The sequence below is a fragment of the Brevibacterium sanguinis genome (assembly GCF_039528855.1).
Classification (GTDB): domain Bacteria; phylum Actinomycetota; class Actinomycetes; order Actinomycetales; family Brevibacteriaceae; genus Brevibacterium; species Brevibacterium sanguinis.
This window is the reverse complement of sequence record NZ_BAAAMB010000007.1, coordinates 1-22,790: the sequence shown is the minus strand read 5'-3', so window position 1 is coordinate 22,790 and position 22,790 is coordinate 1. Positions and strand designations below refer to the sequence as shown.

The window sequence follows — 22,790 nt, the reverse complement described above, 5'->3', positions numbered from 1 at the left end:
ATCGATGAACCATCCCGGACGGCCGGCCGCCCTTCCCCCGACGCTGCCCGAATGGGATCCCGCGTGGTCCCGGATCGTCGAGGTCGACACCGGCGACGGCGCGCATGCGTTCCACGTCCTCGACACGCTGTCGGTCCTGCGCGCCGAGGGGATCGAGCCGACCGGCACGATCCTCGCCCTCCACGGCAATCCGACGTGGTCGTATCTGTGGCGCCGCCTCGCCGCGGCCACCGTCGAATCCGCGCGCTCCGGTGGGCGCGCGTGGCGGCTCATCGCCCCCGACCAGCTCGACATGGGGTTCTCCGAGCGTCTGACCCATGACGGCCTGCCGACCCCGCACGGCCCCGAGGTGCGCCGCATCTCCCAGCGCATCGCCGATTTCGATGCCGTCGTCACGACCCTCCTCGCCGAGGCGGCCGGCAGTTCCGCAGCCGACACCGCCGAGGCGGGGCCGGAGCATCCCGTCGTGACGATCGGCCATGACTGGGGCGGTGTCCTCTCGCTCGGGTGGGCGGCCCGGAACACCGACCGGGTCGCGGCCGCGATCAGCCTCAACACCGCCGTCCACCAGCCGGAGGACGCGCCGCTCCCGGCCCCGCTGCGGGCCACGCTCGCCGGCCCCATGCTGCCGACGGCCACCGTCGTCACCGACGGCTTCCTTCGGGTCACGCTGCGCCTCGGCGAGCTCTCCCCCGAGGTCCGTGCGGCCTTCCGCGCGCCCTACGAGTCCGCGTCGCTGCGGCACGGGATCGGCGGGTTCGTCGCCGACATCCCCGTCGACGAGCATCATCCCTCGCATGCCGAGCTGCAGCGCATCGGCGCGGACATCGCCGCCTTCGACCGTCCCGCGCTCCTCGTGTGGGGGCCGAAGGACCCGGTGTTCCTCGAGCGCTACCTCCGCGACCTCCGCGGGCGCCTCCCGCAGGCCGACGTCCACCGCTTCGAGCTCGGCTCGCACCTCGTCAGCGAGGACTACGACGTGCCCGGGCTCGTCCTCGACTGGCTCACCGCGCAGTTCCCGACGGCTGCGGACTCCGGGGCCGCTGCGGACTCCGGAGCGAGCGCCGGAACCGGTGCCTCCGCCTCGGCGCCGACCGCCTCGGCGCGACCCACGACCCCAGCTCCTGACGCGACGCAGGACACGGCTTCGGCCCCACGTCCGGTCACCGCGATCCTCGATGCGCGCGCGGACGACGAGACGATCGCCTCGGTGGACTTCTCGCAGGATCCCGCCCAGCAGATCTCGTGGCGGCAGCTGTGGCATGTCACGACGAGCATCGCGCACGGCCTGCGCGACCTCGGCGTGCGTCCTGGTGACCGGGTGTCGATGCTCGTGCCGCCGGGCAACAACCTCACCGCCGCGCTCTACGCGTGCCTGAAGATCGGCGCGGTCGCCGTCGTCGCCGACGCCGGGCTCGGCCCGCGCGGCATGACGCGGGCGGTCACCTCGACGGATCCGCAGTGGATCATCGGGGAGCTGCCCGGACTCGGCCTCGCCCGGGCGTTCGGGTGGCCCGGGCGCCGGATCTCCGTCTCCCCGCTCGGCCCGCTGCAGCGCCGGCTCCTCCGCACCGAGACGAGCCTCACCGAGCTCGCGCGCACCCCGCACACCGGTGCCCTGCCGACGCCGACCGGAGCGGACGACGCCGCGATCCTCTTCACCTCCGGGTCGACGGGTCCGGCGAAGGGCGTGCGCTACACGCACGCGGACATCGCCGCGCTGGCCGCGGTCCTCACTCGCGTCTTCGACGTCCGGGAGGGCACGGGCCTCGTCGCCGGATTCCCGCCGTTCGCCCTGCTCGGACCGGCGATCGGGGCCACCTCGGTGACGCCGGACATGTCCGTGACGAAGCCGAAGACGCTCACCGCGGCCGCGATCGCCGAGGCGATCATCGCCGGCGACGCGACGATGGTCTTCGCCTCCCCCGCCGCGTACCGCAATGTCGCCGCCACCGCGGGCGACCTCAGCGCCGAGCAGCGGGCCGCGTGCGCGCAGGTCGAGCTCGTCCTCTCCGCCGGCGCGCCGGTCCCGCTCGATCTCATGGACGCCATCGCCGAGGTGTTCCCCGCGGCAGCGATCCACTCGCCGTACGGGATGACGGAGGGACTCCTCCTCACCGACATCGACCGTGAGGGGGTGGCCGCGGCGGCGGCCGGGGACGACCTCGGCGTGTGCGTGGGCACCCCGATCGACGGGGTCGAGCTCGCGCTGGCCCCGATCGACGACGCGGGGAACTCCGCCGCTGAGCTGCTCACGGGCACGGACGCGCGGGGCCGCCTCGGCGAGTTCGTCGTCAGCGCCGCCCACCTGAAGTCCGGGTACGACAATCTCTGGCGCACATCTGCGCAGGCGGCGCGCGATGGCCTCGGCGGGCGGAACTGGCATCGGACGAACGACATCGGGCACATCGACGACGCCGGTCGGGTGTGGCTCGAGGGACGGCTGCAGCATGTCGTGACGACGCCGCGCGGGCCGGTGGGTCCCGGCGGGCTCGAGGCGCTCATCGACACGGACCCCGAGGTCAGCCGCAGCGCCGTCGTCGGGGTCGGTCCGCGGGGGACGCAGGCGCTCGTCGCCGTGCTCGACGCCGAGGGGACCGCGCTGTCGCCGGGCCTCGCCCCGCTCGACCTCTCCGCCCGGCTGCGCGCCCGGGTCGCCGAGGTCGACGGTCAGGATCTCGCGGCCGTGCTCGTCGCCCCGACGTTCCCCACCGACATCCGCCACAACTCGAAGATCGACCGGTCGCGATTGGCCGCCTGGGCCGCTCGCGTGCTCACCGGCGACGGCGTTCCCCGCCGCGTGTGAGTGCGGCCACCCGGCAATCTGCGGCCACCGACCTGAGGAGCCTCATGAAGATCACCGTCACCGGAGCCTCGGGCCTGCTCGGCTCGACCGTCGCCCGCTCCCTCGTCGCCGCCGGCCACGCGGTGACGACGCTCCAGCGGCGCCCGTCGGGAGTCGAGGGTGCCCGCGATGTGCTGGGCACGGTGACCGATCCGAACGCCGTCGCCGAGGCGGTCGCCGGGGCCGATGCGGTCGTCCACCTCGCCGCGAAAGTGTCGCTGACCGGTGACCCGAGCGAGTTCGCGGCCGTCAACATCGGAGGCACCCGGACGCTCGTCTCTGCGGCGCAGACCGCGGGAGTGGAGCGGTTCGTCCACATCTCGTCACCGTCGGTGGCGCACACCGGCGAGTCGATCGTCGGCGACGGTGCAGGCCCGGCCTCCCCTGATCATGCCCGCGGCGAGTACGCCCGGACGAAGGCCGCCGGGGAGCGGCTCGCGCTGGCCGCCGATGCCGACGACTTCCGGGTCCTCGTCCTCCGGCCGCACCTCATGTGGGGTCCCGGCGACACTCAGCTCACCGAACGCGTCATCGACCGGGCCCGGGCCGGCCGGATGCCGGTGCTCGGGTCGGGGGCCGCGCTCGTCGACACGCTCTTCGTCGACAACGCCGTCGAGGCGATCGTCGCGGCGCTGGCCGCTGTCGACCACACGCACGGGGAGGCGCTCGTCGTCACGAACGGCCAGCCGCGGCCGATCGGCGAGCTGATGTCGCGGATCGCGATTGCCGGCGGGGCCGCGGAGCCGCGGCTGCGGATTCCGGTGGCGCCGGCGCTGGTCGCCGGATCGCTCGTCGAACGGGTGTGGGACCTGTCCGACCATGACGACGAACCCCCGCTCACCCGGTTCCTCGCCGAGCAGCTCTCGACCGCGCACTGGTTCGACCAGCGCCGGACGCAGGAGGTGCTGGGCTGGACGCCGCGCGTGAGCATCGAAAAGGGCCTCGACCTCCTCGCCGCACACTGCGCGCAGCGCGGGCGCGGCAGCGGCGCATAGGGGCGTCGCAGCTCCGGCGCGCAGAGCGTGGCATCGGCGCGTCGCCTCGGAGGTCGCGATCTCGGCTCGAATCCGCGTCACAGGTGACGACTGCACAATGGGTCCATGACTCCGACCGCCCCGTCACCGGTGATCCTGCTCGCAGGCGTTCCCGGAGCGGGCAAGACGGAGACCCTCAAGGAGGTCCGGCGGCGAGCGCCGTGGCTGCGGGTCTCCGATCCGGAGACCGTGCGCGACGGCCTGCGTCGCCTCGCCCCCTGGCTGCCGTACACGCTGGGGCGTCCGATCGTCCACACGATCGCTCATGTGCTCGCGCTCTTCCGGATCCTCCGCCGAGGCGGTCCCCCGCTCATCGTCCACGATCCCGGCACCCGCCGGTGGAGCAGGCGGCTCTTCCTCCGTCTGGCGCGGCTGAGTCGGCGCCCGGCCATCGGCGTGTTCATCGATGTCGATCGCGATGTGGCGCTGCGCGGTCAGAAGAAGCGGTCGCGCATCGTCCGCGGACCCGCGTTCGCCAGGCATTGGCGGCGGTGGCTCGGCCTGCGTTCGCACCTCATCGCCGAGGAGGAGCCGACGCCCGGGGAACGCTGGCCGCAGATCGTGCTGACGACGAGGGATCGCGCCGTCGACGATCTCCTCGCCCTCGTCGGCCACTGAGGTGGAGCCGGCATCGAGTCGGCGCGACCTCGCAGGGCGACATCAGTCTCTGTGCCTGCCCGCTCAGCGGGATGACACCGGGATCAGCGGGACTCGCGCGGGTCCTCACCGTGATAGTCGCCGGAGTCCTCGCCCTCGTACGAGCTCGATTCCTCGCCTCGGTAGCCCGAACCCGGGCCCTCGGCGTCGCGCGCATCGGCTTCGTCGTCGAGAGCGCTCGAGGAGATCCCCGGCTGCCCGACGGGCGGGGCCTCGAGGGACGAATTCGTCGCTGATTCCTCGTGGGCATGGTCCTCGGAGTCGCCGTCAGTCCCGTCGTCGGCCTGCGCCGCATCCGCACCGTCGGCACGATCCGCGCGATCGGCCGAGACTGCACCGGAGCCTCCTGCTGCCACAGCACCCGCGCGACCCGGTGAGTTCGCGCCGCCAGTGGCCCGGCCATCCGCGTCCTTCCGACTGCCGGCGCTCTCCTCCTCATCAGTCCCCGCAGGCCGCTGTCCATCAGCCTCCGCAGACCGATCGCCGTCAGCCTCCGCAGGCAGCTCGCCGTCGCCTTCGCTGCCCGTCTCCTTCTTCAGCCGTTCGATGTCCTCGGACTCCTCCACGGCCGCGTCGTAGCCCTCGAGACTCACCCCCGCCTCGGCGGCGAGCTGGGCACGACGCTCCGCACGGGCCCGCGCGCGCTCCTCCTCGCTGAGCTTCGGCTTCGCGGTCTCGGCGTGCTGGCTCGGCCGCACCGCCTCCCAGATGAGGAGGACGGCGACCATCGTCACCCCGACGATGCCGCCCATGATGAGCGATCCCCACGGGCGGGGCATCGAGAAGAGGTCGGCGAAGATGTTGACGACGAAGAGAAGGACGACGCCGAGGACGAGAGCAACGAGATAGCGCATCTCCCCATTGTGCCCCGTGAGCCTGAGCAGATGAGGGAGGTCGCAGATCACGGTTCGATAGCCCCACCTCGGCGTCGGGATGTGCCATGCGTCACAATGGGGACATGAACGCGAAATACGATGACGTCATCGCAGAGATCTCGCAGGACCCGGGCGCCTTCTGGCTCACGCAGGCCAAGGAGCTCATCGACTGGGTGAAGGAGCCGACCGAGGCCGTCGACGACTCGAACGCCCCGATCTACCGCTGGTTCCCCGACGGCGAACTCAACGTCGCCTACAACGCGCTCGACCGCCACGTCGCCGCCGGCCGCGGCGATCAGGCTGCGATCATCTACGACTCGCCCGTCACCGACACCGTCCGCACGATCACGTACGCGCAGCTGCTCGACGAGGTCTCCCGCTTCGCGCGCGCCCTCTCCGACCGCGGCGTGGAGAAGGGCGACCGGGTCGTCATCTATATGCCGATGATCCCCGAGGCGGCCGTCGCCATGCTCGCGTGCGCGCGCCTCGGTGCGATCCACTCCGTCGTCTTCGGCGGGTTCGCCCCGGCCGAACTCGCCGTGCGCATCGACGACACCGCGCCGAAGGCGGTGATCTCCACCTCGGCGGGCGTCGAGCGCGGCCGCGTCCTCGAATACAAGCCGATGCTCGATGAGGCGATCACCCTCGCCGAGGCGAAACCCGAGTTCACCGTCATCGTCCAGCGTCCCGAACATCAGGCCGAGATGGGTGAGACCGACCTCGACTACGCCGAGCTCCTGGCCGCCACCCCCGAGGGCATCGACCCGGTGACCGTGAAGTCGACCGACGAGCTCTACGTCCTCTACACCTCGGGCACGACGGGCAAGCCCAAGGGCATCGTCCGCGACTCCGGCGGCTACGCGGTCGCCCTGGCCTACTCGATGCCGAACATCTTCGGCCTCGAGCCCGGCGACACGATGTTCACCGCCTCGGACGTCGGGTGGGTCGTCGGGCACTCCTACATCGTCTACGGCCCGCTGCTCGCCGGGGTCACCTCGGTGCTCTTCGAGGGCAAGCCGATCGGCACCCCGGACGCGGGCACGTTCTTCCGCATCATCGACGACCACGACGTCAACGTCCACTTCACGGCGCCGACGGCGATGCGCGTCGTCCGCAAGGAGGATCCCGACGGGGCGCTGATGAGGAAGTACGACCTCTCCTCCCTGAGGGCGTCGTTCCTCGCCGGTGAGCGGCTCGACCCGGACACGTACGAATGGACGACGTCGAAGCTCGCCGAGGCGACCGGTCGTGACATCCCCGTCGTCGACAACTGGTGGCAGACGGAGACGGGGTGGCCGATCGCGGCGAATCCGCTCGGCCTCACGCAGTTCCCCCTCAAGCCGGGGTCCCCGACGAAACCCGTGCCCGGCTATCAGATCGAGGTCGTCGACCCCGGCGGCGCCCCGGTGCCCGCGGGCCAGGAGGGGCTCATCGTCATGAAGCTGCCCCTGCCACCGGGGACGATGGCGACGGTGTGGGGCGACGATTCGCGGTTCGTCTCCTCGTACCTCGCCGCGTTCGACGGCTACTACCTCACCGGCGACTCCGGCTACCTCGACGAGGACGGGTACGTCTTCGTCATGGGCCGCACCGACGATGTCATCAACGTCGCCGGCCACCGGCTCTCGACCGGAGTGATGGAGGCCGTCATCGCCTCCCACCCGGCCGTCACCGAGGCGGCGGTCATCGGCGTCCACGATGACACGAAGGGGCAGAGTCCGCGGGCGCTCGTCGTCCTCGGTGATTCCGCCGAGGCGGTCGATGCGGAGGCGATCAAAGACGAGCTCGTCGCGATGGTGCGCCGGGAGATCGGGCCGGTTGCCGCATTCCGCGAGGTCGACATCGTCTCTGCGCTGCCGAAGACCAGGTCGGGCAAGATCCTGCGCAAGACGATGCGCGAGATGGCCGACGGCGCCGAGAACCCCGCGGTGCCCTCGACGATCGAGGACCGCACCGTGCTCGACGACCTCGAGGCCGTGCTGCGCCGCAGCTGATGGAAGGCGCCGGGGCTGTCGGTGGCTCGGCGAGGTCAGTCGTCGCGACGCTTGCCGGCCTCGAAGCCCTTCTCGAAACCGTCGGCGAATCCCCGCTCGTAGGCATCGTCGCGTCCTCGACCGCGATCGCCTCGCGCGCCGCGGACGAACTGCGCGAAGAACTCGCGGGGGTCCCAGTCGACGTCGGGGCCGCAGCCGGAATCGGAGCGTCCGCGTCCGCGCGGTCCGCTACGGTCACCCGAACGGCTGCGGTCCGCACCGGGTCCGAACCCGTCGTGGCCTCCACGGCTGCGCCGACCGTGGCCGCCGAAACCGCGGCTCGGCCCGAAGCCCCGTGAGGGGTCGAAGCCGCGCGAGGAGTCGAAACCTCGGCGGCGGGCGAACTCGCGCATGCGGTCGCGGACCTCGCGGATGTCCTCCTCGTCGGGACGGAGTTCGTCGACGATCTTCGTCAGCGTCGCGATCATGGCTGCGACCTCGTCATCACTGAGAACCTCCTCGACGCGCGCATTGACACGGTCACGCAGCGCGCGGACCTGGGCACGGATCTCGGCTTCACGGGTGGCCTCATCAGCGGACTCGTCCTCCGCGGCATCATCGAGCCAGGCATCACCGGCCACGACGTCGTCAGTGCGCCGATTGCGGCGCGCTCGCCGCCGCAGATCCGCGACCTCGCGCGGATCGATGTCGGCATCGTCCATCGCCGAGAAGAAGTCCCGACGCAGGGTTCTGCCGACCTGACGAAGAAGATCGGCGAGCTGCGGCGCATCGTCGCTCACCTCATGGTCGATGGGCCGGTCGCCGGCGTCTGTGCCTGTGCTGTCGACATCTGTACCGTCGACGCCCGTGCCGTCGACGACGTTCGCCTCAACGGGCTCGGCAGCGTTCGCTCCGGACGAGTCGGCCTCACCACGCGCACGGTCAGTGCCCGCAGCCTCGGTGCCGTCGGTCTCGCTGCGGTTGTCACGGTCGGTGCCCGCCGCCTCGGTGCCGTCGGCGTCGCGGCGGTCGTCACTGCGGTCGTCACGGTCATTGTCATTGTCAAAGTTGTGTGGGGTGGACATGTCATCTCCTTTACTTGTTATCTGACATGTATATGTATAGTCACATGTATTCCCAAAGCATGTCAAGGGACATGTAAAATCGAGGCATGGACACCACCGACAAGATCGCCGAGGCGCTCACCAAGCTCCAGTGGAGGCGCGGCTTCCGCGGATTCGCGGGACCCGGCGGACCCGGCGGACGCTCGGGAGGTCCCGGGGGCCGCCACGGCCGACAGCACGGCGGACCGTTCGGCAAGGACGGGCTCTTCGGCGAGAACGGCCCCTTCGGCGACGGCGGTCCGTTCGGTGACAGCGGCCCCTTCGGCAAGGACGGACCATTCGGCAGCCACTTCACCGACACGGACGGCCACAGTCACGGGGAGACCGTCGGACGCGACGAGTGGCGGGAGTGGGCACGCCGCCTGGGAGGTCGCCTCGGCGGACGCGCCCAGCTGCGTCTGCTCATCGCACTCGCCCAGGTGGGGCATGCGATCGGCGTCAGCGCTCTCGGCGAGGCGATCGGCGTCGATCAGCCTCGCGCTTCGCGCCTCGTCGCGCAGGGCGTCGAACTCGACCTCCTGCGCAGGGAGGCCGATCCCGACGACGCCAGGCGCACGCTCATCGCGCTCACCGACAAGGGCCGGGCGATCACGAACCGCTTCCTCGGCGCGCAGAAGGCCAGCGTCGATGTCGCCCTCGACTCGTTCACCGACGAGGAGAAGGAGACTCTCGCGAACCTCCTCACCCGCCTCGCCGACGCCTGGCCGAAATAGGATCGCCTCGGCCAGGCGAGCTCACGGCTCAGCGAGCACCCCAGCCCGGTCACGCCTCGGCGAGGGCCTTGAGCCTCTCGAGCGAGGCACGCAGGCTGTCCGCCGTCGTCGACTGCGCCCGCGGCAGCCGCTGCGGGTCGCGCAGCTCCGTCCAGTCGTAGGTATGGCGCACGAGCACCGCCCCCTCCCCTGCCGGTTCGAGCTCCCATCTCCAGACATGCCCGAGCATCGGCTGACCCACCTCGGCGGGCTTCCACGCGATCCGCCGCCCCTCCTCGAAGTCGACGACGTGGTTCTCCCGATCGACGCCCTTCGTCAGCGTCGTGATGAACGTGCCCCCGGTGCCGGTGATGCGCTGGCCGGGCGCCGCCTCGCCGAGGTTGTCGTTGCCGTCCCATTCCGGCTGCTGGGCGGGATCGGCGATGAGTTCGAAGACCTCGGCCACGGGGGCGTCGATGGTGATCTCTGCGGTGACGACCTTGAGCGCGGGGTCGATCGTGTCGAAGACGGAGTCGTCGGCGGGTGTCGGGGAATCGGTCATGGGCGTCCTCTCGTCGTTGAGTCTGCCGCTGCGGCAGCCGCTTTCAGACTACTCCGCGGCGTCACCTCAGACCTCGGACGCGGCGTCACCTCAGTCCTCGATCGCGCGGTCCTGCCGGTCGGCTCTGGCCGCCTCGGTGCTGAAGCGGGTGAAGAGACGTGAGGAGTCGCTGGAGAGCGTGAGCAGGACACCGACCTGCAGGGCGATCGTCATGAGCGAGTAGAAGTTCGTCTCGACGTCGCTGTCGCCGGTGAAGAAGTTCGTCATCGAGACGATGACGGAGAACGTCGACAGCGCGAGGATCCACAGCCGGGCACGGTTGCTGCCGCGGAAGACGGCGATGCTCGCGATGACCTGGATGATGCCGATGAGCAGGCTGATCCCGATGAGGATGCCGGCGACGATCCGGGCGACCTCCTCGTCGGAGAGTCCGCCGGCATCGCCCTCGACGCTGGCGACCGCTGCGCGCACGCTCCCCCAGTCGGTGAAGGTGCTCGCGACGTCCCAGGCCTGGAAGATGAGGAGCACGAGGACGAGGGCGGCGCCGATGAGGGTCTGCAGCGGGCGCTTGCTCCACAGCGTCCGGGCGACGTCGGAGACCGTGTGCGACTGGTTGTAGATCTGCGTGGCGTCGAGCGCGAGATCGAGCCGATCGGGGTAGTCGGAGGAATCGGTCGTGACGCTGTCGACATCGAGGATGGGCAGATTGCCGTCGGTGATGATCGCGTCGCCGCCGCCGTTGCGCGAGTGGTATCCGGTGGAGAAGTCCTTGATGACGTCGACGGTCACCGACGGTTCGGCCTCGGTCACGGTCTTGACGATGTAGTCGCGTTCGACGTCGGTGTTCTCTTCGATCTTGTGGGTGATCTGCAGGGTGAAGAGCGAGAGACCGACGCTCTTGTCATACGTGCCCGCGGCGAGCCAGCCGACCTCGTATCCGCCGGGCAGCAGCCACCCCTTGGGCGTCTTCCAGAAGCGGACGTGGTGCCGCTGACCCGGATCGCCGTCGACCTCCTGCTGATAGGCGAAGTCCTGCCTCCGGCCGAAGAGGAGCAGAGGGGAGACCGGGGCCTCCGGATAGCTCTTCTTCGTCAGCGTCGACTTGATGATGCCCCACGTCGAGGCGGCGGTGATCTCGTCGGCGAGGGTCCACCCGGCCGCTTTCATCGCGTGATGGATCTGCGCCTCCTCCCCCTTGAACGCGAGATTGACGGGGTCGCCGAGCAGTCCGTCGGACGTCCGCGCCCGCCCGATGAAGTAGTTGGGGACGTAGATCTGCGTGAGGATCCGGTGCAGCCGGGGCAGGGTGAGGTAGGAGATGACGACCCAGAAGACGAGCAGGGTGAGCAGCTGCCACCATCCCAGGGTGAAGCCCTTGATGAGGATGAGGATGGCGAGGAACGTCGAGGCGGCGCCGCCGAAGAGGAAGAAGAAGTAGTCGAGGACGCCGGTGACGGTGTGCCGGGTGCGGCGGAAGGTGAACGCCTGCCGACGCCTGCCCCGATCATTGCTGTCGGGGGTTCCGGGCGTGGGATCCGGTGCCGCGGTGTGTGACGTCATGGGCCAATTGTAGTGAGCGCATGGCCGTTGCGGGAGACAAGGCAGCATACAAATGACGCCGAGGTGACTCGCCGTCCCGCTGTGCGTCCCGCAGCCGGTCGGCGCGCTGTTCGCTGCCGCTGTGTGCGATCCCGACCGCCCGGCTCACTCGACCTCACTGTGTGCGACGCCGGCGCAGACCCGCTGCGGCTGTCGCCGCGATGCGCGGGTCGATGTCCTCGCTCAAGCGCGCGATGAGGCCGTCGCTGAGCGGCCCCGGGATCTCGAGGAGCACTTGGAGGACCTGGAAGCGCTCATGCGGGTCGTGGGATTCGCTGCGCTCATGCAGCTCGACGAGGATCCAACCGGTCACCGAGCCCGGCGCGCTCCGCGAGTCGTGGCTGTCCTCGCCGTAGTAGCCGCCGAGGAGTTCGGCCGCCTCGACGTCGGTGTCGCCGCCCATCGCCATGTCCATGAGCGCGGACGCGACGATCGGGTCGCGCTGCCGGCCCAGGGCGAGAGTCGCGAGAGTCCTCACCTGCGAGTCGTCGTCGCCCAGGCCGGAGCGCAGTGCCGCAACGAGGTCATCGGCGATGACCGTGCCGAGGTCGTCCGCCGAGGTGGTCCTCGCGATCTCGTCGAGCGCGCGGACGGCGTTGCGCCGCACGGCAGGATCGGCTGAGTCGAGACCGCCGATGAGGTGCGGGACGGCCTCGGGACCCGACTGCGCGAGCGCCCATCGCATGGCTCCGGCGACATTGAGCACGGACTCGTCGAGGACCGCCGCGACCAGGGTCTCGACGGGCGCTCCCCCGTCGACCCCGACGCCGAGCGCGGCCTTGTGGCGCTGGATGGCATCACGGGATTCGAGCGAGCGCATGAGGTCGATCGCCGCCAGCAGACCGTCGCCATCGGTGAGACCGACCCGGTCGATCCGCTCGAGATGGTCGAGGAGGGCCTGCTCCGCGGCGATCCGGGACCGCGTCGCCGCGATGAGCCGGGTGACGAGCTCTCCGGCGCCGAACGAGGGATCGTCGAGGACTGTGCCGACGTCGGACAGCGACATCCCCAGCTTCCGCAGTCCCTCGATGTGGAAGATGCGGCCGATGTCGGCAGCGGAGTAGTCGCGGTAGCCGCTCGACGTCCGCTCACTCGGGGCGAGCAGTCCGAGCGATTCGTAGTGTCTGAGCATGCGAGCGCTCACTCCCGACCTCCGGGACACCTCACCGATGCGCATCCGCACCTCGCTTTCCCCTCAGACACGGGCTCGCGGCCGCCGGGCTCATGAGGAAGGAGTCCGAGCCGCCGGCACCGCGGGCGACACCGTGCTTGCCCCACACAGTATCGCCCGCAGGTGACCGACCCTTCCCAAAACCGGTCTATGCCGACGCCTCGGACCCCAGTGCGACCACCCGCTTGGCCTCGTTCAAGGCGTGAGCGAAACCGGCGTCGGGGTCATGGAACATCTCGACCGTCGCCAGAGCGTGTGCCCGCACTGTTTCTTCCTCTGCCTCCACACTGCCATCCACCACTGACACGACATCCTCGCCCAGGGACACCAGCGCCCTGCTCAGGCTCTTCTGCATCTCGACATCACCGCGCCCCAACTGCGTGACCAGGAACGATGCGAGCTCGTGCCGACTCTCACCCGGCACCAGCGCAACCGCGGACCTCCATGCACTGCGGGCCACCACGGCGTCGGGATGAGCGATGAGATCGACACCGATGACGGCCGGATCCATCGCCGCCCAGGCACGGCGGTCCCCGATCTTCGACAGCGTGTGCAGGGCCTGGCTCCGGGCCTGCGGGGTCTCCGACTCGAGTTCGGCGATGAGCCGGGCGACGACGAGGTGGGGCGACAGGCGCGTCAGGGCCCACGTGAGCATGTCGCGGACGAAGAAGTCGGGCTCGATGCGACTGCGTTCGAGGAGGACGTCGAGGAAGCAGTCGTCCGCCTCGGTGCCGATGGCGAGCGCGGCCTGCAGTCGCTGCTGCGCAGGGCCCGAGCGCAGCGCCCGGGTGAGCTGTGGATGGGTCGGTTGTCTGGTCATGTCATCCACCTCCTTCACTCCCCACTCAAGACCCTGACAGCGTGTCAAGGTCAAGCTCCGGCGCGACCGCAGTGCGCCGCCCGATGTCGACCCCGGCTTAGAATCAGAGGGCATCGCCCCACCATCTCCGCCTCAGACGGTCGCCCGCACTTCCGCACAGGAGCAGCCCGTGGACAAGATCGATCTCAAGAAGACCCTGCCGAGCTATCGCGCCCGCCACGGCGAATTCGACGTCATCGAGGTGCCGCCGCGGGCCTACCTCATGATCACCGGCCACGGCGACCCGAACAGCTCGCCCGAGTTCACCTCGGCGGTCGAATCCCTCTACCCGCTGGCGTATGCGCTGAAGTTCTTCAGCAAGCGCGAGCTCGGCCGCGACTACATCGTCCCCCCGCTCGAGGGACTGTGGTGGGCCGCGGACATGAGCGCCTTCACCACGGCCCGGGACAAGTCCGCGTGGGACTTCACCCTCATGCTCCTCGTTCCCGACTGGCTCGATCGCCCGCAGGTCGAAGAGGTCGCCGAGGCGGTCGAGCGGAAGAGCGCTCCCCCGCGACTGCGCGACGTCCGGTTCGAGACCCTCGACGAGGGGACGTGCGTCCAGACGCTCCACATCGGGCCCTTCGACGCCGAGGCCGAGGTGCTCGCCCGCCTCCACGACGAGGTCATCCCCGACGCCGGCCTGACGATGACCGGCAAGCATCATGAGATCTACCTCAGCGACTTTCGGCGGACGGCGCCGGAGCGACTGCGTACGATCCTCCGCCAGCCCGTGCGCCGCCGATCCGAACGACACCCACCCGTGCGCCGCTGAGATCACTCCCGCATCGAGGGTTTCGTGACCTTCCTGTGACAAAAACCACGGCGTGGTCACATTGGCCCTTAAGTTTGTTGCATTATCGTTATATTCATGCCTCGACAGACTCGACACCGCAAGGGACGCCGGTCCCCGCTCGTCGGTGCCCTGATCGGCCTCGGAGCAGCAGCGGCGGCGCTGGCGATCGCCGCTGTCGTCATCATCAACGCGCCCGTGTCCTTCGGCTCGACGACCATCAGGCAGATGCAGATGTCCTCCGTCCAGCAGCTCAACCAGCAGCAGATCGACAATGCCCGCCTCATCATCGCCGTCGGTCGCGGCGGCGGCTTCGACGACGAGGCGATCCGGATCGCACTCATGACCGCGCTCCAGGAGTCCTCGCTGCGCAACATCGACTACGGCGACCGCGATTCCGTCGGGCTCTTCCAGCAGCGGCCCTCACAGGGCTGGGGCGAGCCGAGCGAACTCACCGACCGCGTCTTCGCGACGAAGTCGTTCTACGGCATCAATCCCGAGGTCCACAACCCGGGCCTCGACCAGATCGAGAACTGGCATCGGATGACGCCCACCGAGGCGGCACAGGCCGTGCAGCGGTCGGCCTACCCGGATGCGTACGGCCAGTGGGAGACCCTCGCCGACGACCTCATCGGCACCCAGACGGACGTCGAAGCGCTGCCCTGACTACACTGGCCGGGTGAAACTCAGCACCGCATTCCCCGCCATCGCCTCTGCCACCATCGCAGCCCTGCTCGTCAGCGGCTGCTCGATCCTGCCCGGCCCCGCCGATGACCAGGCCCGCGGCAGCTATCCGCAGACGATCGATTCGCCCTACGGCACCGCCGAGATCGCCGAGCAGCCGACGACGGTCGCCGTGACCAGCCCCGTCGACCTCGACATCGCTCTGTCCCTCGGCGTCGATCCCGTCCTCGCGCCGGCCGCCGACACCGCGGTCGACGGCGGCCTCTCCCCCTGGGCTGCCGCTGCGCTCACGGACAAGGGGCTCGACGCCCCGGCCACCTACAACGCCGCCGACGGGCCCGACCTCGACGCCCTGAAGAAGGCCGCTCCCGACGTCATCCTCGCCACCGGCCTCGACTCCGCCGAGGCGGACTACGACGCGCTGTCGCAGATCGCCCCCGTCGTCGCCTCGGCGCCGGATGCCACATGGACCGATCGTACCGCCGCCGTCGCCACGGCTCTCGACCGGGCGGATGAGGCGAAGACGGTCGTCGATGGCATCGCCGCGACCGCCGAGGACATCGCCGCAAGCCACCTCGAGTTCGAGGACACCACCTACACGTTCGCGAACGTCGAGAAGTCCTCGGTCGACTACCTCTCCTACGACGGCAGCGACGACAGCTTCTTCACCGGTCTCGGGCTGCTGCCGTCCACCTCGGCGAAGGAGTACACCGCGGATGAGCACGAGGTGAAGAAGTCCCAGGTCGACCGCCTCGACGCCGATGTCCTCTTCATCCACTTCCCCGATACGGGCGAGGGCCTGTTCGACAAGGCCGACCTCGCCGACCCGTTCTATCGCGAGGTCAAGGTCATCCGCGGCAAGCACTACGCGATCCTCGACGACGATGAGTTCACCGCCCTGACGAACCTCTCGCCCCTGAGCTACCCATGGCTGCTCGATGACCTTCCCGACGCCATCGGCACGGCCGAACAGGGCGAGGCATAGGCGCTCTTCACCCTGACCGTCACGGTTCCGGGGCCGGTCAGTCCCGACCAAGAACCTCGCCGAGGCGGCCCTGTAGGGTTCACAGTGACCCAGTCACCGTGGACCCCTCAGGAGCACCATGCCCGAGCGCGCGAAATTCGACGGCCTCGCCGACGACTATGACAAGCACCGCCCTCGCTACCCGGCCGACCTCGCCGAGGTGGCATTCGACGGCCTGCGGGAGGGTGCGCGGCTCGTTGACGTGGGCTCCGGCTCGGGAATCGGCTTGGAGTGGGCTCTGCCCACGCTGACCGCTCCCGACGTCGTCGCCATCGAACCGTCGGGAGACATGATCGAGGCCGGACGACGGAAGTTTCCCATGGTGACCTGGCTGCAGGGACGCGGGGAGGACCACCTTCCCGCGCTTGCCGATGTCGACGTCGTCATGGCAGCGCAGGCCTACCAGTGGTTCGACCGGCCGGCATTTCTCCATGCCGCGCAGGGTGCGCTGCGGCCCGGAGGTCGGGTCGTCATCATCCAGAACAACCGCAATCACGCCGCGAGCGCGTTCCTCGACGCCTACGAGGGCCTGCTCGAAGCACACAGCCCCGGATACACGCGCGACTACCGCACCATCGACATCGCAGGCGAACTCGCTTCAGGTCTCGACATCGCGCTCCCTGACGTCGTCACCACCGTCTCAGACTGGGAGCGGACGATGACGGTCGACGACTTCGTCGGCATGTCGGCGAGCTCAACTCAGGCCCAACGCGCCGTTGCCGCCCAGGGCCCGAGCTTCCTCGCCGACGTTCGCACTCTCGCAGACGACTGCTCCGTCGACGGCATCGTCGCGGTGCCCTACCGCACCGAGCTCTTCGCAGCCGCACGGCGCTGAGACGCAGACCCCCGGCAGAGTCCGCGCCCTGACTGTCGCACGTCCCGACCTGTCGTCCATCCGGGGCCGCTCAGTCCCGACCAAGAACCTCGCCGAGGCGGCCCATCGCCTCGCGGTAGCCTTCCGGATTCGGGCCGGCGAAGTTGAGCCTGACGTAGGGCGCCGAGGCCTCGGCGGGGAAGAGCTCGGTGCCGCCGGTGACGAGCACACCGCGCGCGGCCGCCTCGGCGACGAATGATCCCACATCGCTTCCCTCCGGCAGTCGGCCCCAGACATTCAGCCCACCCTGCGGCACATGGTCGACCGCGATCCGGTCCGCTTCGGTGCGGATGGCCGCGAGCAGCGCATCCCGCCGCTCACCGAGGCGGCGGCCGAGGTCGCGGACATGCGTGCGCCACGCCGGGCGGGTGACGACATCGAGGGCGGCGGCCTGGAGGAGCGGACTGACGTACATCGATTCGGCCTGCACATCGGCGCGGATGCGATCGCGTGCGGGGCCGCGTGCGATGACGGCGGCCACCCGCACTGCCGGGGACACGCTCTTCGTCAGCGACCGCACGTAGACGATGTGGCCGTTCGCGTCATCGCCGATGAGCGGGACCGACGCCGCATCGATCCCGAAGTCGTGGGCCCAGTCGTCCTCGATGAGGAACGCCCGGCGGTCGGCGACGACCTCGAGGACGCGTGCCCGCAGTTCCGGCGACCACTGGACGCCGGTCGGATTCGTGAAGTTCGGCTGGGCGTAGAACGCGGTGGCGCCCGTCCGCTCGAGTGCCTCGGCGACGACCTCCGGGTCGGGTCCGCTCGGTCCCGTCGGCACCGGCACGAGAGTGACACCGGACCGGCGGGCTGCGGTGATGAGTCCCCAATAGGTGGGCGATTCGACGACGAGCGGGCCTCCGGCCCCGACGAGCGACCGCAGGATCGACCCGAGCCCGGTCTGGCTGCCGGGCACGATCGTCACGTCCGCGGCACTCGGCGGTGAGGCGGCGCCGTTGTCCGAGACCTCCGCGGCGAACCAGGCCTGCAGGTCGGGCAGCCCCGCAGACGGGCCCCGGCGCAGAGCGTCCTCCGACCGCGACGCGCGACCGAAGGCGGCGCGGACGAGAGTGCGCGGCAGCAGACCCGCCTCCGGATAGCCGTCGTTGAGGGCGAACTGGTCCTGGCTCGAGTCCCGCAGCGGTGCGGCAGTGGCCGGGACATAGTCCCGCGGTCCGAGCGTCCCCGTCTGCCAGCTGAGGTCCGGTGCCGCGAACGATCGGTGACCGCGCACGAACGTTCCCACGCCCGGTCGCGACTCGACGAGGCCTCGGCGGGCGAGGCTCGCCAGCGCCTTCTGCACCGTCACGGGCGAGGCCTCGTACTGCCGGACAAGCTCCCGCGACGACGGCAGCCGATCACCGGCTGAGGCGTCAGCGACCCACCGGGAGAGTTCCGCGGCGATCCGCGAACTGCTATCGTGTTGCATGAAGGACAATAATAGCGCTACTGATCTCAGCGACCAACCGCTACACACCGGGTCTGCGGGGCCGGGACTCCTGTGGGGCCTGCTCGGCGTCACCGCGTTCTCCTTCACCGTGCCGCTCACCCGCATTGCCGCGGAACCCGGGACCCTGTCCCCGCTGTTCATCGGTGCCGGTCGCGCCGCCGTCGCCTCCGTTCTCGCCGGCCTGCTCCTCCTCATCGCCTGGAGGCGAACCCGCCGAGGCGACTCATCGATCCGCGCACACCGCTCCGAAACGTCCGCCGCCGACGGGTCGGGAGCGTGGCCAGCGCAGGTGCCGACGCTCCCCCGACCGGGCGTGTCCCAGGGCCTGCGTCTGCTCGTCGTCGCCGGAGGCGTCGTCCTCGGCTTCCCCCTCCTCACCTCCTATGCGCTCACCCAGACACCGGCCAGCCACGGTGCGGTCGTCATCGCCCTGCTGCCCGCCGCCACGGCCGCTGCGGCTGTGCTGCGCACGAAGGAGCGGACGAGCCCGCTGTTCTGGATGCTGGCAGGCCTGAGCGCCGTCCTCGCCGTCGTCTTCGCAGTCGTTCAGGGCGCGGGTCTCGGCGGCATCCAGCCCGCCGATCTCCTCCTCTTCGCCGCCGTCTGCGCCGCAGCGATCGGCTACGCCGAAGGCGGTGTGCTCGCACGTGAACTCGGGGCCTGGCAGACGATCTCGTGGGCACTCGTCCTCTCGGCCCCGGTGACACTCACCCTGACGATCATTGCGATCGTCGCACAGCCGCCCACCGGCACCGTCGGGCAGTGGGCATCATTCGCCTACCTGTGCGTGATCAGCATGTTCCTCGGCTTCTTCGCGTGGTACCGAGGGCTGGCGATCGGCCCGATGGCGCAGGTCTCCCAGATCCAACTCGTCCAGCCGGTCATGTCGATCGCGTGGGCGGCCCTTCTCCTCGGCGAGCACCTCGACGTGCCGACGATCCTCTGCGGCACCGCGGTCATCGCCAGTGCCGCACTCACGGTGCGCACGAGGCTGCGCTCATGATCGCCGTCATCGTCCTCGGGGTCACGGTCGTCATCTTCACGATCGGGCGACTCGCCTGTCCCCCGCATGACCGGCTGCCGATGCGGTGCCTCGATGCCGCGACACTCATCGGCACCGTTGTGCGGAGTGCGCGCGTCCTCGCAGCGGCGGGCCCGCTCTCCACGCTGACGGCAGCCGACGGCACGCGCATCACGGGAGACACCCCTTCCCCTCGCCGACCGGAGGATCCCGACGCCGAGGACGATGGGAACGGGTGACGGGTCGGACGACCACCTCGGCGAGCTGGGCATGGCCGGCGGAGCGGCGGGGACGACCTCCTCGCCGAGCTGGACCGTGCCGGTGGCGCTGCGGGGACGACCGCCTCGGCGAGCGTCGCCTCGGTTGAGGGACCGCACAGCTGTTGCGGTAATCTCAGTCCATGGCTGCCTCCTCTGATTCCGTCCCGGTCAACGCCGACGTCGAGGCCCTGCTGCGCGATCCCGAGGGCAACCTCGAGGCGATCTCCGAGACCGCCGATCTCTTCAAGGCGCTCGCGACTCCGTCCCGGCTGAAGATGCTCCTCGTCCTCGCGCACGGCGAGGCGACGGTGACGCACATCGTCGACTCGACGGGGCTGTCGCAGCCGCTCGTGTCCCAGCACCTCAAGTTCCTCCGCGGGCTCCACCTCGTCGGGGTCAACCGCGTCGGCCGGGAGGCGTACTACTCGCTCAAGGACGACCACGTCGCCCACATCATCCTCGACGCCATCGCCCACACCGTCGAGGGCCACGAGCACTGAGCTGCTGTCCGGTCGCGTGAGACCTGAGCCCTCACCCGGACCCGCAGGGCCCGCGCCGACCCTCAGCTGAGGTGGTCGAGGACCCGGTCGAGCGCCTCTGCGGTCCGGTCGGCACCGACGGCCAGGGACAGGCGCACGGATCGCCATCCGTCCACGGAATCGAAGTCGTCACCCGGGGCGAAGGCGACGCCCGTGGCCTGGAGGATGTCCTCGCACCAGTCGGTCGCCGTCGCGAACCGGCCGTCCGAGCGGGCGAGGATGTCGTCGATGCGCGCATACATGTAGAACGCGCCGTCGGGCGGGGCCATATCGGTGAACCCGAGGTCATCGGTCGCGGCGAGGACGTGGTCCCGGGCGCGGGCGAACGAGGCGACAGCGGCCTCGCACTCGGCATAGGACTCGGGGTCGAAAGCGGCCAGGGCGGCGTACTGGGCGGGGGCCGGAGCGCACAGGGCGAGGTTGCCGGTGACGTTCGTCGCGGCCGTGACGAGGCGCTCGGGCAGGATCGCCCAGCCCAGCCGCCACCCTGTCATTGCCCAGTACTTCGAGAACGAGGAGATGACGATCGCCTCGTCGTCGTGGGCGAGTGCGGTCTCGCCGGGCGTGCCGATGTAGCTGATGCCGTGGTAGATCTCGTCGGAGATCACCTGGACGTCGTGGTCGCGGCACCAGCTGATGAGCTCGCCGAGGTGGTCGGCCCCGATCATCGTCCCCGTCGGATTCGCGGGCGAGGCGAGCATGAGGCCGGCCAGCGGCGCCTCGGCGTGGGCCTGTTCGAGGAGGTCGACGGTCGGCTGGTAGCCGTGGTCGGCACCGCAGTCGAGTTCGACGATGTCAGCGCCGAGGGCGGCGAGGATGTTCTTGTACGCGCCGTAGCCGGGGCGGGCCACGGCCACCCTGTCACCGACGTCGAAGCACGTGAGGAACACCGTCTGGAAGGCGCCGGAGGATCCCGTCGTCACCTGGATCCGCTCGATCGGGATGTCGACGCCGTACCAGTCCTGGTAGTGGCCGGCGATCGCCTCCCTCAGGTCGGGGATGCCGAAGATCGCCGAGTAGCCGAGGTTCGTGCCGTCGGTCAGCGCCTCGGCCGCCCGCCGTTTGACCGGGCTCGGGGCTCCCTGTGTCGGTTCGCCGAGGCACATCGCGATCGCGTCGCGTCCCTCCCGCTGCATCTGCTGGACCTTGGCGACGATGTTCATCGCAGCGAAGGGACGGACGCGGCCGGCGCGTTCGGAGACGTGGAGGCTCGGCGTGTGGTCGATGGTCATCGTCGGTTCGCTTCCTTCGGGGTCGGGGTCGTCGGCGGACGGGTGGCAGTCGATTCGCTGGGCTGACGCGCTGTCTCGGTCGGTGCGGGAGCATCCGTGTCCGCCGGCTCCCTCGAACCGGCCGTGTCGAAGGCGGCCGTCGCCTCGGTGCTCCCCTTCTCCCGCGGGGTCCGGCCCATGAGGTGGAATTCGGGGTTCGGGCGCATGCCGGCGATGTGGGCCATCCGGTTCGACAGACCGAAGAAGCCGGTGATCGCGGCGATGTCCCACGCGTCCTCCGCGTCGAAACCGTGGGCGGCCAAGGCGGCGTGGTCCTCCTCGGTGATCGTCCACGGCGCCTGCGCAACCGTCATCGCGAAGTCGAGCATCGCCTTCTGCCGGTCGGTGATGTCTGCGTGGGCGTAGTCGACGGCGACCTGGTCGGCGACGAACGGGTCCTTCGCGTAGATCCGCAGCACCGCACCATGGGCGACGACGCAGTAGAGACAGTGATTGGCCGCCGAGGTGGCTGTCACGATCATCTCGCGATCGGCCTTCGTGAGGTTCCCCGTCTCCTTCTCCATGAGGGCGTCGTAGTAGGCGAAGAACGCGCGGAACTCGTCGGGGCGACGGGCCAGTGAGAGGAAGACGTTGGGGACGAATCCCGTCTTCTCGGACACGGCAAGGATGTGCTCGCGGATGTCGTCGTCGACCTCGGCGATGTCAGCCATGGGGTATCGCATAGTGCACATGCTAGCCGTCGCCGCAGCAGTCGGCTTAGGGTGGGCGGATGGCCGCAGGCTCTACCGGAGCAGTTCCCGCTGAGACATCGCTGTGGTCCAGCCCTCTGGCGCGCACCACCAACGAAGGAGTCGGGACGATGAGCACAGATGACGCAGCAGCGGACACCGGGGCGACCGGGGAGGTGCAGCTCGACAACGGAGTGTTCCGGGTGACGAAGTGGACGATCGAGCCCGGCGGGATCATCCCGATGCACCGGCACGAACACGAGTACGTTGTCGTGCCCATGGTCACCGACTCGATGCACGTGCGCAATGCCGACGGCACCGAGCTCACAGCGGAGCTCGAAGCCGGCGTCGCCTATACGCGTGCCGCCGGTACCGAACATGAGGTCTCCAACCCGGGCAGCGACGAGGCGGTCATCTTCGTCGAGGTCGAAAGGCTGTGACGCGGTCGGGCGGGTCGCGCCTGGTGGTCGCTGGAGGGCGGCGGGGACGACTCAGCGTCGGCGCCTCTCGCGCCTGAGCTGATCTCCCGGACGCAGAGTGTCGATTCTTCCATCGCGATTCGACACTCTGCGTCCGGAGAATCGCGGACCTTCCGTTGACCCTCCGCCGCCCACTGACTTCAGGTCATTCTGGACAGATCATTCAGCCGAAAATCTGTCCAGAACGACCTGGAGTCGAGGCGTCAGGGCAAGGTGAGGGGCAGTCTGCGCAAACGCCTCACGCGGGGACGTCCGGGTCCGCTGAAGGTTTGGTTGACCTCCGGGTTTATGCCGCCAGTGTAGCGGCTGGGTTCA

At 69.8% G+C, this 22,790-nt stretch carries 22 protein-coding genes; 13 read left to right on the top strand and 9 right to left on the bottom strand.

Features of this window, described 5'->3' with window-relative positions:
* Positions 1–4: 4 nt before the first annotated feature.
* The 3 genes from ABD154_RS08360 (at position 5) to ABD154_RS08350 (ending at position 4,497) form a co-directional block, all read left to right on the top strand.
* Positions 5–2,806, top strand: coding sequence for an alpha/beta fold hydrolase (locus ABD154_RS08360; protein ID WP_344251054.1), 2,802 nt, complete (start codon positions 5–7; stop codon positions 2,804–2,806).
* Between the two features lie 44 nt (positions 2,807–2,850).
* On the top strand, positions 2,851–3,840 hold the full coding sequence (locus tag ABD154_RS08355; protein WP_344251053.1) for an NAD-dependent epimerase/dehydratase family protein: 990 nt from the start codon (positions 2,851–2,853) through the stop codon (positions 3,838–3,840).
* 105 nt (positions 3,841–3,945) lie between these two features.
* Entirely contained in the window at positions 3,946–4,497 is a 552-nt protein-coding gene (locus ABD154_RS08350; RefSeq protein ID WP_344251052.1) for an AAA family ATPase, read from the top strand.
* Positions 4,498–4,580: 83 nt separating this feature from the next.
* Here the strand turns inward: ABD154_RS08350 and ABD154_RS08345 are convergent, their stop codons facing one another.
* Positions 4,581–5,390, bottom strand: coding sequence for a hypothetical protein (locus ABD154_RS08345; RefSeq protein WP_344251051.1), 810 nt, complete (start codon positions 5,388–5,390; stop codon positions 4,581–4,583).
* Between the two features lie 104 nt (positions 5,391–5,494).
* On the opposite strand from ABD154_RS08345, the gene ABD154_RS08340 reads away from it, so the two are divergent.
* Complete coding sequence (locus tag ABD154_RS08340; RefSeq protein ID WP_344251050.1) at positions 5,495–7,405, top strand: acetate--CoA ligase; 1,911 nt, start codon at positions 5,495–5,497, stop codon at positions 7,403–7,405.
* Positions 7,406–7,440: 35 nt separating this feature from the next.
* Here the strand turns inward: ABD154_RS08340 and ABD154_RS08335 are convergent, their stop codons facing one another.
* Entirely contained in the window at positions 7,441–8,469 is a 1,029-nt protein-coding gene (locus ABD154_RS08335) for a hypothetical protein (protein WP_211978641.1), read from the bottom strand.
* Between the two features lie 86 nt (positions 8,470–8,555).
* Here ABD154_RS08335 and ABD154_RS08330 point away from each other — a divergent pair, with 86 nt between their 5' ends.
* Positions 8,556–9,221: a MarR family winged helix-turn-helix transcriptional regulator gene (locus tag ABD154_RS08330; RefSeq protein ID WP_249120987.1), complete on the top strand. Its 666-nt coding sequence runs from the start codon at positions 8,556–8,558 to the stop codon at positions 9,219–9,221.
* Positions 9,222–9,270: 49 nt separating this feature from the next.
* On the opposite strand, the gene ABD154_RS08325 is transcribed toward ABD154_RS08330, so the two are convergent.
* The 4 genes from ABD154_RS08325 to ABD154_RS08310 all read right to left on the bottom strand — a co-directional run bounded on the left by ABD154_RS08325 (position 9,271) and on the right by ABD154_RS08310 (position 13,352).
* The gene (locus ABD154_RS08325) at positions 9,271–9,762 is read right to left on the bottom strand and encodes an SRPBCC family protein (RefSeq protein WP_211978640.1); all 492 of its coding nucleotides are present in this window, start codon (positions 9,760–9,762) and stop codon (positions 9,271–9,273) included.
* Positions 9,763–9,852: 90 nt separating this feature from the next.
* On the bottom strand, positions 9,853–11,322 hold the full coding sequence (locus tag ABD154_RS08320; protein ID WP_211978639.1) for an LssY C-terminal domain-containing protein: 1,470 nt from the start codon (positions 11,320–11,322) through the stop codon (positions 9,853–9,855).
* 154 nt (positions 11,323–11,476) lie between these two features.
* Positions 11,477–12,538 (bottom strand): MerR family transcriptional regulator, encoded by a 1,062-nt coding sequence (locus tag ABD154_RS08315; RefSeq protein ID WP_211978638.1) that lies wholly within the window; start codon positions 12,536–12,538, stop codon positions 11,477–11,479.
* A gap of 142 nt (positions 12,539–12,680) precedes the next feature.
* Positions 12,681–13,352 (bottom strand): HEAT repeat domain-containing protein, encoded by a 672-nt coding sequence (locus ABD154_RS08310; protein ID WP_211978637.1) that lies wholly within the window; start codon positions 13,350–13,352, stop codon positions 12,681–12,683.
* A gap of 169 nt (positions 13,353–13,521) precedes the next feature.
* Between ABD154_RS08310 and ABD154_RS08305 the strand changes: the two genes are divergently transcribed.
* The 4 genes from ABD154_RS08305 to ABD154_RS08290 all read left to right on the top strand — a co-directional run bounded on the left by ABD154_RS08305 (position 13,522) and on the right by ABD154_RS08290 (position 16,727).
* The gene (locus ABD154_RS08305; protein ID WP_211978636.1) at positions 13,522–14,166 is read left to right on the top strand and encodes a GyrI-like domain-containing protein; all 645 of its coding nucleotides are present in this window, start codon (positions 13,522–13,524) and stop codon (positions 14,164–14,166) included.
* Between the two features lie 96 nt (positions 14,167–14,262).
* Positions 14,263–14,850, top strand: a complete 588-nt coding sequence (locus tag ABD154_RS08300) for a peptidoglycan-binding protein (RefSeq protein WP_137826531.1) — start codon at positions 14,263–14,265, stop codon at positions 14,848–14,850.
* A 13-nt stretch (positions 14,851–14,863) separates the two neighbouring features.
* Positions 14,864–15,853, top strand: coding sequence for an ABC transporter substrate-binding protein (locus tag ABD154_RS08295; RefSeq protein WP_211978635.1), 990 nt, complete (start codon positions 14,864–14,866; stop codon positions 15,851–15,853).
* A gap of 118 nt (positions 15,854–15,971) precedes the next feature.
* The gene (locus ABD154_RS08290; protein ID WP_211978634.1) at positions 15,972–16,727 is read left to right on the top strand and encodes a class I SAM-dependent methyltransferase; all 756 of its coding nucleotides are present in this window, start codon (positions 15,972–15,974) and stop codon (positions 16,725–16,727) included.
* Positions 16,728–16,797: 70 nt separating this feature from the next.
* On the opposite strand, the gene ABD154_RS08285 is transcribed toward ABD154_RS08290, so the two are convergent.
* The gene (locus tag ABD154_RS08285; RefSeq protein WP_211978633.1) at positions 16,798–18,195 is read right to left on the bottom strand and encodes an aminotransferase-like domain-containing protein; all 1,398 of its coding nucleotides are present in this window, start codon (positions 18,193–18,195) and stop codon (positions 16,798–16,800) included.
* On the opposite strand from ABD154_RS08285, the gene ABD154_RS08280 reads away from it, so the two are divergent.
* From ABD154_RS08280 to ABD154_RS08270, 3 genes are all read left to right on the top strand, one after another.
* Complete coding sequence (locus ABD154_RS08280; protein ID WP_211978632.1) at positions 18,194–19,219, top strand: DMT family transporter; 1,026 nt, start codon at positions 18,194–18,196, stop codon at positions 19,217–19,219. The genes ABD154_RS08285 and ABD154_RS08280 overlap by 2 nt on opposite strands.
* The gene (locus ABD154_RS08275; RefSeq protein WP_211978631.1) at positions 19,216–19,476 is read left to right on the top strand and encodes a hypothetical protein; all 261 of its coding nucleotides are present in this window, start codon (positions 19,216–19,218) and stop codon (positions 19,474–19,476) included. Before ABD154_RS08280 ends, ABD154_RS08275 begins: the two co-directional genes overlap by 4 nt.
* A 161-nt stretch (positions 19,477–19,637) precedes the next feature.
* Positions 19,638–19,997 (top strand): ArsR/SmtB family transcription factor, encoded by a 360-nt coding sequence (locus ABD154_RS08270; protein ID WP_140954867.1) that lies wholly within the window; start codon positions 19,638–19,640, stop codon positions 19,995–19,997.
* Positions 19,998–20,059: 62 nt separating this feature from the next.
* On the opposite strand, the gene ABD154_RS08265 is transcribed toward ABD154_RS08270, so the two are convergent.
* Together ABD154_RS08265 and ABD154_RS08260 are read right to left on the bottom strand one after the other, a co-directional pair.
* Positions 20,060–21,268: a pyridoxal phosphate-dependent aminotransferase gene (locus tag ABD154_RS08265; protein WP_211978630.1), complete on the bottom strand. Its 1,209-nt coding sequence runs from the start codon at positions 21,266–21,268 to the stop codon at positions 20,060–20,062.
* Positions 21,265–21,990, bottom strand: a complete 726-nt coding sequence (locus tag ABD154_RS08260; protein WP_211978629.1) for a peroxidase-related enzyme — start codon at positions 21,988–21,990, stop codon at positions 21,265–21,267. The genes ABD154_RS08265 and ABD154_RS08260 overlap by 4 nt, the downstream gene beginning before the upstream one ends.
* A 137-nt stretch (positions 21,991–22,127) precedes the next feature.
* Here ABD154_RS08260 and ABD154_RS08255 point away from each other — a divergent pair, with 137 nt between their 5' ends.
* Positions 22,128–22,436: a cupin domain-containing protein gene (locus ABD154_RS08255; RefSeq protein ID WP_211978628.1), complete on the top strand. Its 309-nt coding sequence runs from the start codon at positions 22,128–22,130 to the stop codon at positions 22,434–22,436.
* The last annotated feature ends 354 nt before the right edge of the window (positions 22,437–22,790 follow it).

Coding starts and splice junctions, on each gene's coding strand:
- ABD154_RS08360 (WP_344251054.1), top strand. CDS start 5: ATGAACCATCCCGGACGGCCGGCCGCCCTTCCCCCGACGCTGCCCGAA.
- ABD154_RS08355 (WP_344251053.1), top strand. CDS start 2,851: ATGAAGATCACCGTCACCGGAGCCTCGGGCCTGCTCGGCTCGACCGTC.
- ABD154_RS08350 (WP_344251052.1), top strand. CDS start 3,946: ATGACTCCGACCGCCCCGTCACCGGTGATCCTGCTCGCAGGCGTTCCC.
- ABD154_RS08345 (WP_344251051.1), bottom strand. CDS start 5,390: ATGCGCTATCTCGTTGCTCTCGTCCTCGGCGTCGTCCTTCTCTTCGTC.
- ABD154_RS08340 (WP_344251050.1), top strand. CDS start 5,495: ATGAACGCGAAATACGATGACGTCATCGCAGAGATCTCGCAGGACCCG.
- ABD154_RS08335 (WP_211978641.1), bottom strand. CDS start 8,469: ATGTCCACCCCACACAACTTTGACAATGACAATGACCGTGACGACCGC.
- ABD154_RS08330 (WP_249120987.1), top strand. CDS start 8,556: ATGGACACCACCGACAAGATCGCCGAGGCGCTCACCAAGCTCCAGTGG.
- ABD154_RS08325 (WP_211978640.1), bottom strand. CDS start 9,762: ATGACCGATTCCCCGACACCCGCCGACGACTCCGTCTTCGACACGATC.
- ABD154_RS08320 (WP_211978639.1), bottom strand. CDS start 11,322: ATGACGTCACACACCGCGGCACCGGATCCCACGCCCGGAACCCCCGAC.
- ABD154_RS08315 (WP_211978638.1), bottom strand. CDS start 12,538: ATGCGCATCGGTGAGGTGTCCCGGAGGTCGGGAGTGAGCGCTCGCATG.
- ABD154_RS08310 (WP_211978637.1), bottom strand. CDS start 13,352: ATGACCAGACAACCGACCCATCCACAGCTCACCCGGGCGCTGCGCTCG.
- ABD154_RS08300 (WP_137826531.1), top strand. CDS start 14,263: ATGCCTCGACAGACTCGACACCGCAAGGGACGCCGGTCCCCGCTCGTC.
- ABD154_RS08290 (WP_211978634.1), top strand. CDS start 15,972: ATGCCCGAGCGCGCGAAATTCGACGGCCTCGCCGACGACTATGACAAG.
- ABD154_RS08280 (WP_211978632.1), top strand. CDS start 18,194: ATGAAGGACAATAATAGCGCTACTGATCTCAGCGACCAACCGCTACAC.
- ABD154_RS08285 (WP_211978633.1), bottom strand. CDS start 18,195: ATGCAACACGATAGCAGTTCGCGGATCGCCGCGGAACTCTCCCGGTGG.
- ABD154_RS08275 (WP_211978631.1), top strand. CDS start 19,216: ATGATCGCCGTCATCGTCCTCGGGGTCACGGTCGTCATCTTCACGATC.
- ABD154_RS08270 (WP_140954867.1), top strand. CDS start 19,638: ATGGCTGCCTCCTCTGATTCCGTCCCGGTCAACGCCGACGTCGAGGCC.
- ABD154_RS08265 (WP_211978630.1), bottom strand. CDS start 21,268: ATGACCATCGACCACACGCCGAGCCTCCACGTCTCCGAACGCGCCGGC.
- ABD154_RS08260 (WP_211978629.1), bottom strand. CDS start 21,990: ATGCGATACCCCATGGCTGACATCGCCGAGGTCGACGACGACATCCGC.
- ABD154_RS08255 (WP_211978628.1), top strand. CDS start 22,128: ATGAGCACAGATGACGCAGCAGCGGACACCGGGGCGACCGGGGAGGTG.